This window comes from Rhodococcus sp. K11/5, assembly GCF_055193735.1.
In genome coordinates this window covers 461,274-474,074 of sequence record NZ_CM143721.1, presented here as the reverse complement: position 1 = coordinate 474,074, position 12,801 = coordinate 461,274, and the positions used below count along the sequence as shown (strand labels likewise).

The following is a 12,801-nucleotide window of genomic DNA, read 5'->3' as shown; positions in this document are numbered from 1 at the left end:
TCAGTCCCGCGAACCGAGTGTGATGCCGCGGCCGATCAGCCACAGCTCCGGGTCGACGTGCCGACCGCCGGCGATGGTCTCGAAGTGCAGGTGCGGACCGGTGGAGTCACCGCGGTTGCCCATGGTCGCGATCTGCTGCCCCGCCACCACTCGTTGACCGGCGACGACGGTCATGGTGTCGATGTGACCGTAGATGGAGACGGTCCCGTCGTCGTGGCGCACCCGCACCCAGAGGCCGAAGCCCGCGGCCGGACCCGCCTCGATCACCTGACCGTCGGCGACGGAAAGGATGGGGGTGCCGATGGGTCCGGCGATGTCGATGCCGTTGTGCAACGTCCCCCACCGCGGGCCGAACGGCGAGGTGTACACCCCGCGGGCGGGCAGCGCGTAGTTGCCGATGCGCGCCCCGATCACGGCGGGCGGGAGCTCGAAGAGTCGGCGGTCCTTCTCCGACGCCGACGCCGCGTTCGACAGAATCGCGACGGCCGCCGCGTACTCCTCCTCCGCGCTCAGTCGATTCAGGCGGGAGATCTGCCGCAGCGGGTCGAGGTTGCGCTCGGATTCGGCGAGGAACCCCGGACGCAGGTCCACCACGCCCGACGCCGACGCGGCGATCGGCGCCGCGGCGGTGGGTCGAGACAGTTCGAACGCCAGGACGGCGAGTGCGAGCACCGCGACGATCGCCAGCGCCTGCACCGACACGGTGCGCACGGGGACGCGGCCGGACCCGGCGCGTGCGCGTAGCAGCGACAACCTCGTACCTTCCGCGAACCCGACGACTCTCCCGGCCGAACGTTACCGCCGGGTACGGCGCCACAGGGGCGAATCGCAACATGGCCGAATCGCAACATGGCCGAATCGCGAAGGCAGCACTCGGTCCGGGAGTCGCGTCAGTCCGGGAGCTTCAGCGGCGCGATGCGCTCGAACACGTCTCCGGGTCCCGGGTTGTCGGGGTGCGCGGCGCCGCCGAGGTGGTTCATCACGCCCCACACCGCGTTCAGCGCCGTCTGGATCGCCCCCTCGGCCCAGCCCGCGGTCCACGAGATGTCGTCACCGGCCAGGAAGATGCCGCGATGGCGCTCGTCCATGTCCTTCTGCACGAAGTGGGTGAACAGCCTCTCCTGATAGCGGTAGTGCCCCGGCAGGTTGGCCTTGAACGCTCCCATGAAGTGGCGTTCGGTCTCCCAGGACAGCGTGACCGGATCGGCGACGATGTGGCTGCGGAAGTCGACGCCCGGATAGATCTCCTCGAGCGAGCCGAGCACCAGTTCCGTGCGCTCCGCGGCGTCGAGCGGCAGCAGCTTGAGCGAATCGTCCGACCAGGTGTAGGACAGGCAGATCAGACCGGGCCGATCGTCGCCGTTGTCGATGAGATACGTTCCGCGACTGAGCCTGTCGGTCAGGGTCATGCTGACGACGTCGCGTCCGGTACGTGGATCGGTGTCCTTCCAGAACGGCCGGTCCACCAGAACGAACACCTTGGTCGAGCCCATGTAATGGGTGCGCTCGACGGCGGTCCAGTGATCGATGGGCAGCAGATCGTCGTCCGTGTCGATGGTGTTGAGCAGCATCCAGGACTGCGCGGTGACGACGACGGAGTCGAAGACCTCGGTGGTTCCCGACGCGTCGGTGACGGCGTAGCCGCTCCCGCGCCGCCGCACGGCGGTCACGGCCGGGCGGGGCGCACCGTCGTTCAGGGAGGCGACGGACGTTCCGACCGGCCAGTGTTCGGCGTCGGTCAACGCCTCGGACCACAGCCCCTCCGGCAACTGCGCGGAACCGCCGACGATGCCGCGGTGATGGTCGTCGGCCGCGGTCGCGACGACGCGCAGGATCTCGAGGATCGAGTTGGGAAAGTCGGTGTCCCATCCTCCGGTCCCGAAACCCACCTGCCCGAACAACTCTCGACGCCGGAACGACGCGAAGTGCTCCGATTGCGTGAGAAATCCGTAGAAGGTGGTGTCGTCGAGCCGCGGCACCAACTCGTTCCAGATCGCCTTGACGGCCGCGGCGTCGCGGCGGCGGATGGCGTCCTGCAGGGGAACCAGTTCGGAACGTTCTTCGAGGGTGCGCTGCCACGCCTCGGCGACGGCGGCGAACTCGTCGGGAAGGTCGTGCAGATGCTGTGCGTAGTGGCTGACGCCCTTGAGATCGATGACGGTGCTGGGGGTCACCTCGGCCAACGGGTTCGGAAACGGCGTGGTGCGCAGGCCGAGATGGTCGAGATAGTGGAAGAGCGTCGTCGACGACGGCGGAAAGCGCATCGCTCCCATCTCGGCGACCACGCCCGGGTGTCCGTCGAACGGCACCGACCGCATGCGCCCACCGATCGAACCCGCTTCGTACACCACGGGTTTCAGCCCCAGCCGCGCCAGTTCGCGCGCGGCGACGGTGCCCGAGAGGCCGGCGCCGATCACCGCGACCGCCGTGCCGTGTGCCGCCGCCGGAACGGAGCCGAGTCCTTCCTCGTGCGTGACGTAGTCGTCGTACGCGAAGGGGAAGTCCGGGCCGAACATGGTCAGCGGCTTCTCGTTCGGCTCGCCGACGGTGCTGTCCGGGGTGACGGGCGTGGTCATGCGGTGTCCTCGGTTTCGTGATTCGGCGCTTCGGGGTTCCGGGGTGCGGTTCGCTGGGATGCGGGTGTCCGGGATGCGGGTGTCTGGGGACGGACGGGGGCCCGGGTCGGCAGGCCGGGGGTGAGCACCCACAGCACCGTGGTGGGAACGGACGCCCGAAAGCTGTGGCGGCGGGTGGGATCGAAGGTGAAGGCGTCGCCGTCGCGCAGGGTCACCGGCTCGGAATGCTCGAACGCGACGGTCAGCTCGCCGGTGAGCACGTGTACGAAGGCGACGTCCGCGGGCAGTTCGTAGGCCTCGGCGCCGCTGCCGCCACCGGCGTCGATGTCCCCGCGCAGCACCTGCACGCGGCGTTCACCCGCCGGGGTGAGCAGGTGTTCGCGCTGCCCGGTTCCCCCGAAGTCGATCGGTGGGTACTCGCCCGCGCGCACCACGTCGCCGGCCGGAACGTCGTCGAAGAGCGAGCCGACGGGAACGTCCAGAGCCGAGCACAGGCGCACCAGGAGGGCGACGGACGCCGTGGCCCGACCGTTCTCGAGCTTGGAGAGATAGCCCTTGGTGACGCCGACGTCGTCCGCGAGGTCGGCGAGCGTCACCCGGCGTGCGGAACGCGCCGCGCGCAACCTCGATCCGGTACCCATGCCACGCATACTGCAGAAGATCGCCGCAGGAAACAAGTGTTGACAAGGAGAACGCGCGGAGGAAACCTGGAGTTCATGACCGACATCCGCGGCCCGCTCGACGCCTCCCGCCACCCCCGGTACACCGAGCCGTCGACCTTCGCGCGGCTACCGAGGCTCGACGAGGTCTCCCGTGCCGACGTGTCGATCCTGGGAATTCCGTTCGACTCCGGGGTGAGCTACCGGCCCGGTGCCCGCTTCGGACCCGGCCACATCCGGGCGTCGTCCAAGCTGCTGCGCCCCTACAACCCGGCGCTCGACGTCTCCCCGTTCGCCGCCCGTCAGGTGGCCGACGCCGGCGACATCGGGGTCAACCCGTTCGACATCACCGAGGCACTCACCACGGTCGAGGCCGCTGTCACCGATCTGCGCAGGGACGGCAGCACCGTGCTCACCCTCGGCGGCGACCACACGATCGCCCTGCCCATCCTGCGGGCGCTTCGTCGCGACCACGGACCCGTCGCCGTGCTCCACTTCGACGCGCACCTCGACACCTGGGACACGTACTTCGGTGCGCCGTTCACCCACGGAACGCCGTTCCGACGGGCGAGCGAAGAGGGTCTGATCGACCTCGAGCGCTCGCAGCACATCGGCATCCGCGGCCCGCTCTACGGCAAGAAGGACCTCGAGGACGACGCGATCCTGGGATTCCAGATCATCCGGTCCGACGATTACGAGTCCGACGGCGTCGCCTCGATCGTGGAGCGGATGCGTCGCCGACTCGACACCGGTCCGGTCTACGTGTCGGTGGACATCGACGTGCTCGACCCCGCGCACGCGCCGGGTACCGGCACGCCCGAGGCGGGCGGGCTCACCTCCCGCGAACTGCTCACCACGCTGCGCGGACTGGTCGGGGTGAACGTCGTCGGCGCCGACATCGTGGAGGTCGCCCCCGCCTACGACCACGCCGAGATCACCGGCATCGCCGCAGCGCACGTGGCCTACGAACTGCTCTCGGTGCTCGCGACCGATTCCTGACGGTGGGCGCGCACGCGCCACACGACGATCGCCACCACGGCCACGGTCGCAACGATCAGTGCCGCGTCGCGACCGACCGTGCGCGCCACCGCCTCGTACGAATTGCCGGCCGCGTACCCGAGGGCGACGAACCCCAGACCCCACACGATGCCGCCGAACGCGTTGAACGCCAAGAACTTCGGATAGGGCATCCGCGACATCCCGGCCAGGGCGGGCATCACCGCGCGGAAGAAGGCGACGAAGCGGCCGAGGAACACCGCGGCCCCACCGCGTCGGGCGAGCAGATCGCGGGCTCGGTCCAGTTTCGCGCGGCGCCTGTCCAGCATGCGCATCGCCAACAGGCGCGGGCCGAAACGCTTGCCGATCTCGAAACCCACGGTGTCGCCGAGGATCGCGGCGCCGACCACCACCGCGGCCATCGCGACGACCGACACGTGGTGCTGACTCGCCGCCACCCCGCCGATCACCGCGGCGGTCTCGCCGGGGAGAACGAATCCGACGAACACGGCGTCCTCGAGGAACACCAACGCGAACACGATCACGAAGACCCACAGCGGCGCCACGTCCAGCAGCCGTTCCATCACCGAACCCATGCGTCCATGATGCGCTCGCGGCCGCCGGGACGCCCGCCTCCACAGAGCGCAAGAGCCCCACCGGCGCGCAGGCGCACGGTGGGGCTCTCGGAAGCCGTCGGCGGGTGTCTTCACCGGACGACTCTGGTGGCGCACGACGTCCGGACGTCGCCAACCACCTGTTCGTGGGCTACCCGTCCGGGTGGGGCCTCAATCGAGGCCCGGTCCTCGACCACGTCACCACCACCTCGCCCGGGGCAGGGTGGCGCCGAGGTCGTGAGACAATCGTCCCCGTGGAGACAACGGATGCGGGTGCGTCCCCGACGGACGGCTCGATCCGGGCCCTTCCCGACGCGTCTCCCGGGAACGATTCGATTCCCGCCCGGCCCGACGAGGCCCCGGCCGCGGTTCTGACACCGCTGCGCCTCGCCGCTCTCCTCACGGCCATCGGCCGCAGCGTCGTCGACGACGATCACCTGGCCGTCACCCTCCAGCGCGCCGTCGAGATCGCCGCCGAGGCCATCGACGGCGCGTCCAGTTGCGGCGTGACGATCGTGCTCGGCGGGCTCACCTACACCGCGGTGCACACCGACGATCGCACCCTCGAGGTCGACGCCCACCAGTACGCCAACGGCGACGGTCCGTGTCTCGAGGCCGCCCGTACCGGCACCATCGTGCGGGTCGACGTGGACTCGGCGGACGAACGGTGGCCGGACTTCGCCCGGGCCGCGAAGACGGAGGGCATCCGATCCTTCCTCGCTGCGCCGCTGCACAGCCACGATCTCCACTTGGGTTCGTTCAACCTGTACGGCACCGATCCCGCCGCCTTCGATTCGGTGGACGAGGCCGTGCTCGGACTGCTCACCTCCACCGTCGCCACCGCGATCGGCGACTACGCGCGGGTGCGCTCGGCGAACGAGGTCGCGTCGGGACTTCGGGAGGCGCTCGAACACCGCGCGCCGATCGAGCAGGCCAAGGGCATGCTCATGGCGCTGCACGGCTGCGACAGCGACACCGCGTTCCGCATGTTGTCCACGCAGTCGCAGAAGGAGAACCGCAAGCTCCGCGACATCGCACGCGAGTTCGTGGCGAACGTCTCGAAAGGCTGAGCGTCTCGAGCCGACCTCAGCTCGCGCTCCACCCGCCGTCCATCGTGTACGACGATCCGGTGATCATCGACGCCTCGTCGCTCACGAGGAATCCGACCAGCGCCGCCACCTCGGTCGGCTCCACCATGCGTTTGATCGCGCTCTCGGTCAACAGAATCTTCGCCGGCACCTCGTCCTCCGGAATCCCGTTCACCCGCGCCTGATCGGCGATCTGCTTCTCCACCAACGCGGTTCGGACGTAGCCGGGGTTCACGCAGTTGCTGCGTACGCCGCGCTCCGCACCCTCGAGAGCGATGACCTTCGACAGCCCCTCGAGGGCGTGCTTGGCGGTCACGTACGCCGACTTGTTGGCCGACGCGCGCAACCCGTGCACCGACGAGACATGGACGATCCGCCCGTACCCGCTCGCGTACATGTGCGGCAGGGCCGCGCGGACCAGAAGGAACGGCGCCTCGACCATCAGCGTCTGGATGCGCCGGAACATCACCGGATCGAAGTCCTCGATGGGCGAGACGTGTTGGATTCCGGCGTTGTTGACCAGGATGTCGGCCTCGAGGGTGAGCGTCGCCAACGCGTCGACATCGAGAAGGTCCACGGCCCAGGCGGTTCCGCCGATCTCGTCGGCGACGGTCGTGGCCAGGTCGCCGTCCCGATCGGCGACGGTCACCTCCGCACCGCGCCGGGCCAGGGTCCGGGCGATCTCCGCCCCGATTCCCGCGGCCCCACCCGTGACCACCGCGTGCCGTCCCGTCAGATCGCTCATTCGCCGAGTCTGGGCGCGAGGACGCTCGCAGGACAAGACCGACCTGCGCAGGACGGTCGTGCAGATCTGCAGAACCGGGGGCCGGATTTCTCCGTTCTCGGGTAACGCCGGTCACAGTGGGGTATTCCGAGGGGTATGAACATTGCCTCCGTATTCCGGATCACCGAGAAGGCCACTTTCCTCGACCCCGTCAGCGATCCGCTGTCGAGGACACTCCGAAAGGTGCTCGACGGCACCGCGGTCGACGGACTGCTGCGCGGCGAGTGGCTCGACCACCCGGTTCACCCCGTCGCCGCGTCCGCCACCGCCGGATTCTGGTCGGGTGCCGTGCTGCTCGACGTGCTCGGCAAGAACCCCGACGCCGCCCGCACCCTCATCGGCGCCGGACTGGTCACCGCGCCCACCGCACTGATCACCGGCTGGTCCGACTGGTCCGTGCTGGACTCCCGCCAACGACGCGTCGGGATGATCCACGCCGGCACCAACGTCGTCGCGCTGAACCTCTTCCTCGCGTCGTACCGCCGCCGGGCGAAGGACGCGGAGGGGACCGAGCCCGACGCCACCGCGAAGGCGCTCGCGCTCGGCGGCGTCGCGATGGCCGGTCTCGGTGGCGCACTCGGTGGCCACCTCGCGTATGCGATGGGGGCGAACATGTCCGGCGGCGGTCTCACCTCCCGCCTGCTCTCCCGCTAGTCGGGCGGGGCCTGCGTGTCGCGGTAGTAGCGGGAGATGTCGCCGGGGGTGGTGAACCACACGCCGTCGCCGGCGGCCGTCAGGTGCTCGAGCGCCGCGCGGAATCGGCGCAGCCGGTAGGGCTGACCGGTGAGGAACGTGTGCGTCGAGATCGCCAGCACCAGGGGCTGATGCACCGACTGTTCCTTCAGCTCGTCGAAGCTGTCGACGATCATGCGCTCAAAGGTCTCCGCGGTGTAGTGGTGGTGAACGAACCCCGGAAGATCGTTCACCTCGTGGGGGTAGGGCACGGACAGGAGCGGGCCGGACCGCGTCCGCAGCCACACCGGCTGATCGTCGATGGGCCAGTCCAGCGTGTACTCGTAACCCCGCTCGACGAGGAGGTCCTCGGTCACGCGGCTCGGGTTGGCTCCGGGGCTCATCCATCCCTGCGGCGGCGCACCCTCGTGGCGTTCGATCGCCGCGGTGACCTCGTCGATGCTGCGGCGCTCGGTGTCCTCGTCCTGCTGGTTCGGTTGTACCGAGTTGGTTCGTCCGTGCGCCACCACCTCGGCGCCCAGCGAGCGGAACGTGTGCAGCAATTCCGGTGCGTGCTCGTACATTTCGGTGTTGACCAGCAGGGTCGGTCGAATGCCCGTGTCCCGCAACGCCTCCGCGAGCCGGAAGCCGCCGACGCGGTTGCCGTACTCCCGCCAGCCCCAGTTGTACGTGTTCGGCTGGTCCATCCCCGGTGTCCACCCGAGTCCCGGCGCACCGGCGTCGTACGCGAAGTGTTCGCAGTTCACGGCGACGTACACCGCGAGGCGGGCACCACCGGGCCACTCGAAGTGCGGGCGATCACCGATCGCGGAGTACTCGAACCGTCCGTGCGAGGGAAGCGCCATGGGCTGCGGGTGCCCCGAAAGTTCGCGGGTGAATCAGTCCTTCTCACGGGCGATCGTCAGGTGCCGGCGAAGTCCGGCGAGGTACGGCTCGATGTCGTCGACGCGAGTGAGCGCCAGCTCCGTCGGCGCGCAGTTCCGACCTTCCGCCACGATTCCGGTGCCGCCGACCGTTCCCGACGCCCACCACCGACTGTCCCCGCCGAACGCGTCGAACGTCACCGATGCGTCGTCGACGGTCACCGGTGTGGGGGTGGGTGCGGCCGCGTGCAGGGCCGCACGGCGTTCCTTGTAGTTCGGGGAGAAAGCCGTCAGACCCATCGCGGACATCATGAGCTTGACCACTTTTCGCGACGGGTCGGCGTCGGTCACATAGACGTCGACCCACGGTTCACCGTCCCGCTCGGGGTCCCCGTGACGCAGGCCCGCCATGACGACGGCGTCGTTCTCCCACTCCCACGGCCCGAGCATCACCGGGCCGTCCCACCACCGCAGACCGTAGATCGCCATCGCCGCGGACGCCGCCCGCACGTGGTTCTCGATGTCGCGCTGATGCGCCCAGAACTCGTCGGGGGGAAAGGGGTCGCCGGCGTGCATCACTCCAGTGTGCCCGCGACCCGGTGCGCCCGTGACTGCGCCGGGACCACCTCCGCGGCGGCGATACAGTGGAGATCATGACCGAGGGGCGGAACGACCGGCGACGGGTATCGACACCGATCATCGCCGCGGCGGCGGCAGTGGTGATCGTCGTGGCGGCGGTGGTGGGGTTCCTGGCCTTCCGACCTGCCGGCGAGGACGACTCCGTGATGACCATCCCCGAGGGCCCGCGCATGCTGATCATCGGCGACTCGTACTCCGAGGGCATCGGCGCGGACGATCCCGAGTCCGACAACTGGGCCCGTCTCGCCGCCGATCACTACGCCGAGTTGGGCTGGGACACCGAGATCGACGGCGCCGGCGGAACCGGCTGGATCAACGGCGCGGGTGGCCCCAACACGTACGGTGAGCGCCTCGAGCGGGCCGCCGACGAGGACTTCGTGCCGGACATCCTCGTCCTGCAGGGCGGGCTCAACGACTACGAGACGGCGCCGCCCCAGGTGGGCGACGCCGTGGCGGAGTCGATCGAACAGGCCCGCGAGCAGTGGCCGGGGGTGCGGGTCGTGGTGTTCGCCTCCACGGTCCCCTACCCGCTGTCGGAGGAGGCCGAGCCCCTGACGTCGGCGATCTCCGCCGCGGCGGCCGGCGTCGGCGCGCCCGTGATCGACCCGTTCGCGGAGAACTGGATGACCGCGGACACCGCCGACGAGTACACCGCCGGCGACGGCACGCACCTCACGACGGCCGGGTACGCCTACGTGGCAGACCGATTCATCGCGGACTTCTCACCGATGTTCCGGCTGACCCCCGCGTAAAGCTCTGTCAGCCGACGACGTCGAGGATGTCGATGGCGAACACCAGCGAGTCCCCCGCTTCGATGCCCGCAGCGGGCTGGCCGTTGCCGTAGCCGTCGTCCGAGGTCATCGCGACCGCGACCTTCGAGCCCACGGTCTGCCCCGCGATCGCCTTCTGGAAGCCGGTCACGACGCCGTCGAGCGGGAACTCCGCGGGGGCGCCGCGCTGGTAGCTGCTGTCGAACACGTTGCCGTCCCGGCCGTTGACGCCCACGTAGCAGACCGACACCTCCGCGGTGTCCGACACGACGGGTCCGTCTCCCTCGACCAGGGTCTCGACCTGTGTCTCGTCGACGGAGAACGGTGCCTCGACCTCGATCACCGGGGACGCCGACTCCGTCGATCCGGTCACCGACACGCTGCCGGTGGTTCCCTCGAACGTCCAGTCCGGCGAGTCGCTGCTCTCGGATTCGGCGTCGGGGCACGTGGTGGCTGCGGTCGCCGGGGTGGCGGTGGTGTCGTCGGACTCGGAGCCGCACGCGGTGAGGGTGAGGACCAGGGACGCCGCTCCGAAGAGGGCGACGCCGAACGAGGTGGATCGAGAAGTGTTCACCGCCGCCACGGTACAGACCCGCTCCTCCGTCGTTCGCGGGTGCGCGGCGACGAATCCGTCAGGCTCGTGACGTGGGCAGCATCCGCTTGACCACGTCGGTGAGCGTGACCAGACCCTGGAATTCTCCGTTGGACTCCACCACCGCGAACTGGACGCTCCGCGTACGCATCTGCCGCAGCACCTCGTACACCGGAGTCGCCGCGTCCACCGTGTAGGCCGCGCGGGCGTAGCGGGAGGCCGGCTCGTCGACGTCGGCGAGCATCGTGTCCCGAACGTGGACGACGCCGGGAGTTCCGCCGGACGCGTCGTCGAACAGCACCCGGAGGTGGCCCGAGTTCAGCGACGCGGCCTGGACGTCCGCGACCCGTGCGTCTGCGGCCACCGAGGTGGCGACGGATCCGCGGACCATGATCTGTTCGACCGTGAGCGTCTCGAGTTCGATGACACCGGTGATCTGGGTCTGGAGCTCCGGTTCCAGAACGCCCGCCTTCGACGAGTACTCGACGAGGCTGCGAATGGTCGCGGCGTCGCGCCCGCCGACCGCGGCGCTCTCGACCGGCTCGATCCCCGAGCGACGCACGAGCAGGTTGGCGATGTGGTTGACCCAGTTCAGGAACGGCCGGAACGGGCGGATGAACGCGCGTGACGGGAGTCCGATGATGGTCGCCGCGAGCTCGGGATGGGCGATGGCCCACGACTTCGGCGCCATCTCACCGATCACCAGGTGCAGGAACGTGACCAGCAGCAACGACAGCGCGAAGGCAGCGCTCCCGGCCAACCAGCCCGGTGCGCCGATCGACGAGAGCACCGGGCTCAGCCACGAGTCCACCGCGGGCTTGGTGACGGCACCGAGCGCGAAGGTGCACGCGGTGATGCCGAGCTGGGCACCCGCGAGCATCACGGTGAGCTCGCTCATTCCCACCAGCGCCGCGCGCGCGGACCGGCTCTCCCCGGCCTTGGCCTCGAGCCGGTGCCGGCGCGCGCCGAGCAGCGCGAATTCGATGATCACGAAGAACGCACTGAGTGCGATCAGCGCGACGGTCACGAGGACGACAACCCAGCCGCTCATCGGTCACTGCTCTCATCGGATGCGGAATCGGAATCGGATGTATCGGAGGTGTCCGTGCCGTCGGGAGTGCTGCCGTCGGCGAATTCCTCGTGGATACGAATACGAACCTCGCTGGGGACATGCCGGTCGATTTCGAGCACCTCGACCTCCAAGGTCCGCATCGGCGGCTGATCCTCGACGTAGTCGGACCCGAAGACGGCCAGTTCGACCCGCACCGTGTCCCCCACCGCGGGAAGCGATCCGCCCTCCGCGATGAGCAGACCGGCGAGGGTTTCGTAGTCACCGCGCGGGAGCAACAAGTCACGGCCGATGGTGCGCTCCACCTCGTCCACGTGGACGTCGCCGTCCATGATCCAGACGCCGTCCTCCTCTACCTGTGCGCCGGGAACCTCTTCCGGATCGTGCTCGTCGGTGATCTCCCCGACGAGTTCCTCGGCCAGATCCTCGATGGTCAGCACGCCCACGAATCCGCCGTACTCGTCGATGACACAGGCCAGCTCGTTCTTGGTCTGCGACAGCTGATCGAGCACGTCGTGCAGCGGCATGAGCTCGGGAACCACCAGGGGTTCGCGCATGATGGCGGTGACCGGCCGCTGATCGTCCTGCGGGGCGGCCAGAACCTCGGCGAGCTGCACGACGCCGATGGGCTCCTCGCGCTCGCCGATCACCGGGTAGCGGGTGTGGGCACGCACCATCAGCTCGCGCATCGCCGCGATGGGAGTCTCCGGGGAGACCACGTCGACCCGTACGCGCGGGATCATCGCGTGCTCGACGTCACGGTCGGGAAAGTCGAGGATGCGATCGAGGAGCAGTGACAGCTCCTCGGTCAGATCTCCGCTGGCGCGGGAGTCGTCGATGATGCTCTCGAGGTCCTCGGCGTTGGCGCTGCTGTCCACGTCGTGCACCGGCTCGACCTTGAGGAGCTTCAGCATGGCGTTGGACGACTTGTCGAAGAAGGTGATCAACCAGCCGAACACGGCCAGATAGATGAGGGTGGAGCGGGCGATGCCGCGCGAGAGCGGGTCCGGGTTCGCGATGGCCAGGTTCTTCGGGTAGAGCTCACCGAAGATCATCTGCACGACGGTCGCGAGCACCAGGGCCGCGACCGTGCCGATCGAGATCCCCACGGCCAGTGGCACTCCCGCGCCGCCCAGCAGCTCGCCGAGCGACTCGCCGATGAACGGCTCGGCCACGAACCCCACCAGCAGGCCGGTGACCGTGATGCCGAGCTGCGCACCCGACAGCATGAACGACGTGCGGCCCGTGACCTTCAGAGCCCGCTTGGCCGACGCGTCGCCCTGCTCCGCCTTGGCCCGGAGGCCGGCGCGGTCGACGGACATGTACGCGAATTCCTGGGCCACGAAATAACCGTTCGCGGCGATGATCACCGCGGTCAGAGCGAACCCCAACAGAAGTGACAGCAGAGCAGAGACCACCATGGCGACAACCGTACTGGATTCGGACATGTGGTCGATC

13 protein-coding genes and 1 pseudogene are annotated in these 12,801 nt (G+C 69.1%); 4 read left to right on the top strand and 10 right to left on the bottom strand.

From position 1 onward, the window contains the following. From ACY466_RS02350 to ACY466_RS02340, 3 genes and pseudogenes are all read right to left on the bottom strand, one after another. A pseudogene (locus tag ACY466_RS02350) lies at window positions 1-387 on the bottom strand (M23 family metallopeptidase); the annotation flags it as partial. A gap of 503 nt (window positions 388-890) precedes the next feature. Further along, window positions 891-2,576: a flavin monoamine oxidase family protein gene (locus ACY466_RS02345; RefSeq protein ID WP_463249535.1), complete on the bottom strand. Its 1,686-nt coding sequence runs from the start codon at window positions 2,574-2,576 to the stop codon at window positions 891-893. Next, a complete protein-coding gene (locus tag ACY466_RS02340) occupies window positions 2,573-3,217 on the bottom strand; it encodes a helix-turn-helix domain-containing protein (protein WP_463249533.1) in 645 nt (214 codons plus the stop codon). The genes ACY466_RS02345 and ACY466_RS02340 overlap by 4 nt, the downstream gene beginning before the upstream one ends. A 75-nt stretch (window positions 3,218-3,292) precedes the next feature. Here ACY466_RS02340 and speB point away from each other — a divergent pair, with 75 nt between their 5' ends. Then, on the top strand, window positions 3,293-4,234 hold the full coding sequence (gene speB / locus ACY466_RS02335) for an agmatinase (protein WP_463249532.1): 942 nt from the start codon (window positions 3,293-3,295) through the stop codon (window positions 4,232-4,234). Here the strand turns inward: speB and ACY466_RS02330 are convergent. Continuing rightward, on the bottom strand, window positions 4,198-4,827 hold the full coding sequence (locus ACY466_RS02330; RefSeq protein WP_463249530.1) for a DedA family protein: 630 nt from the start codon (window positions 4,825-4,827) through the stop codon (window positions 4,198-4,200). The two genes, speB and ACY466_RS02330, sit on opposite strands and share 37 nt — an antisense overlap. Before the next feature lie 272 nt (window positions 4,828-5,099). Between ACY466_RS02330 and ACY466_RS02325 the strand changes: the two genes are divergently transcribed. Further along, complete coding sequence (locus tag ACY466_RS02325) at window positions 5,100-5,915, top strand: ANTAR domain-containing protein (protein ID WP_463249528.1); 816 nt, start codon at window positions 5,100-5,102, stop codon at window positions 5,913-5,915. A 16-nt stretch (window positions 5,916-5,931) separates the two neighbouring features. Here ACY466_RS02325 and ACY466_RS02320 read toward each other — a convergent pair whose 3' ends face one another. After that, window positions 5,932-6,678 carry a 3-hydroxybutyrate dehydrogenase gene (locus ACY466_RS02320; protein WP_463249525.1) on the bottom strand — a complete coding sequence of 249 codons (747 nt, stop codon included), beginning with the start codon at window positions 6,676-6,678 and terminating at the stop codon, window positions 5,932-5,934. A 135-nt stretch (window positions 6,679-6,813) separates the two neighbouring features. Here ACY466_RS02320 and ACY466_RS02315 point away from each other — a divergent pair, with 135 nt between their 5' ends. Next, a complete protein-coding gene (locus tag ACY466_RS02315; RefSeq protein WP_463249523.1) occupies window positions 6,814-7,371 on the top strand; it encodes a DUF2231 domain-containing protein in 558 nt (185 codons plus the stop codon). On the opposite strand, the gene ACY466_RS02310 is transcribed toward ACY466_RS02315, so the two are convergent. Together ACY466_RS02310 and ACY466_RS02305 are read right to left on the bottom strand one after the other, a co-directional pair. After that, window positions 7,368-8,255 carry a polysaccharide deacetylase family protein gene (locus tag ACY466_RS02310; protein WP_463249521.1) on the bottom strand — a complete coding sequence of 296 codons (888 nt, stop codon included), beginning with the start codon at window positions 8,253-8,255 and terminating at the stop codon, window positions 7,368-7,370. The two genes, ACY466_RS02315 and ACY466_RS02310, sit on opposite strands and share 4 nt — an antisense overlap. Window positions 8,256-8,288: 33 nt before the next feature. Next, the gene (locus ACY466_RS02305; protein ID WP_463249519.1) at window positions 8,289-8,849 is read right to left on the bottom strand and encodes a hypothetical protein; all 561 of its coding nucleotides are present in this window, start codon (window positions 8,847-8,849) and stop codon (window positions 8,289-8,291) included. 77 nt (window positions 8,850-8,926) lie between these two features. Here ACY466_RS02305 and ACY466_RS02300 point away from each other — a divergent pair, with 77 nt between their 5' ends. Further along, complete coding sequence (locus ACY466_RS02300; protein ID WP_463249517.1) at window positions 8,927-9,664, top strand: SGNH/GDSL hydrolase family protein; 738 nt, start codon at window positions 8,927-8,929, stop codon at window positions 9,662-9,664. Window positions 9,665-9,671: 7 nt separating this feature from the next. On the opposite strand, the gene ACY466_RS02295 is transcribed toward ACY466_RS02300, so the two are convergent. From ACY466_RS02295 to ACY466_RS02285, 3 genes are read right to left on the bottom strand one after another with little or no spacing between them, the layout of a single operon-like run. Next, on the bottom strand, window positions 9,672-10,256 hold the full coding sequence (locus ACY466_RS02295) for an FKBP-type peptidyl-prolyl cis-trans isomerase (RefSeq protein ID WP_463249515.1): 585 nt from the start codon (window positions 10,254-10,256) through the stop codon (window positions 9,672-9,674). A gap of 58 nt (window positions 10,257-10,314) precedes the next feature. Beyond that, window positions 10,315-11,325, bottom strand: a complete 1,011-nt coding sequence (locus ACY466_RS02290) for a hemolysin family protein (RefSeq protein ID WP_463249513.1) — start codon at window positions 11,323-11,325, stop codon at window positions 10,315-10,317. Then, entirely contained in the window at window positions 11,322-12,761 is a 1,440-nt protein-coding gene (locus ACY466_RS02285; RefSeq protein WP_463252108.1) for a hemolysin family protein, read from the bottom strand. The genes ACY466_RS02290 and ACY466_RS02285 overlap by 4 nt, the downstream gene beginning before the upstream one ends. Window positions 12,762-12,801 lie beyond the last annotated feature (40 nt).

Bases quoted from the DNA above. Each gene is read 5' to 3' on its own strand.
- ACY466_RS02300 (WP_463249517.1), top strand. From the start codon at position 8,927: ATGACCGAGGGGCGGAACGACCGGCGACGGGTATCGACACCGATCATC.
- ACY466_RS02330 (WP_463249530.1), bottom strand. From the start codon at position 4,827: ATGGGTTCGGTGATGGAACGGCTGCTGGACGTGGCGCCGCTGTGGGTC.
- ACY466_RS02345 (WP_463249535.1), bottom strand. From the start codon at position 2,576: ATGACCACGCCCGTCACCCCGGACAGCACCGTCGGCGAGCCGAACGAG.
- ACY466_RS02310 (WP_463249521.1), bottom strand. From the start codon at position 8,255: ATGGCGCTTCCCTCGCACGGACGGTTCGAGTACTCCGCGATCGGTGAT.
- ACY466_RS02305 (WP_463249519.1), bottom strand. From the start codon at position 8,849: ATGCACGCCGGCGACCCCTTTCCCCCCGACGAGTTCTGGGCGCATCAG.
- ACY466_RS02320 (WP_463249525.1), bottom strand. From the start codon at position 6,678: ATGAGCGATCTGACGGGACGGCACGCGGTGGTCACGGGTGGGGCCGCG.
- ACY466_RS02290 (WP_463249513.1), bottom strand. From the start codon at position 11,325: ATGAGCGGCTGGGTTGTCGTCCTCGTGACCGTCGCGCTGATCGCACTC.
- speB (WP_463249532.1), top strand. From the start codon at position 3,293: ATGACCGACATCCGCGGCCCGCTCGACGCCTCCCGCCACCCCCGGTAC.
- ACY466_RS02315 (WP_463249523.1), top strand. From the start codon at position 6,814: ATGAACATTGCCTCCGTATTCCGGATCACCGAGAAGGCCACTTTCCTC.
- ACY466_RS02340 (WP_463249533.1), bottom strand. From the start codon at position 3,217: ATGGGTACCGGATCGAGGTTGCGCGCGGCGCGTTCCGCACGCCGGGTG.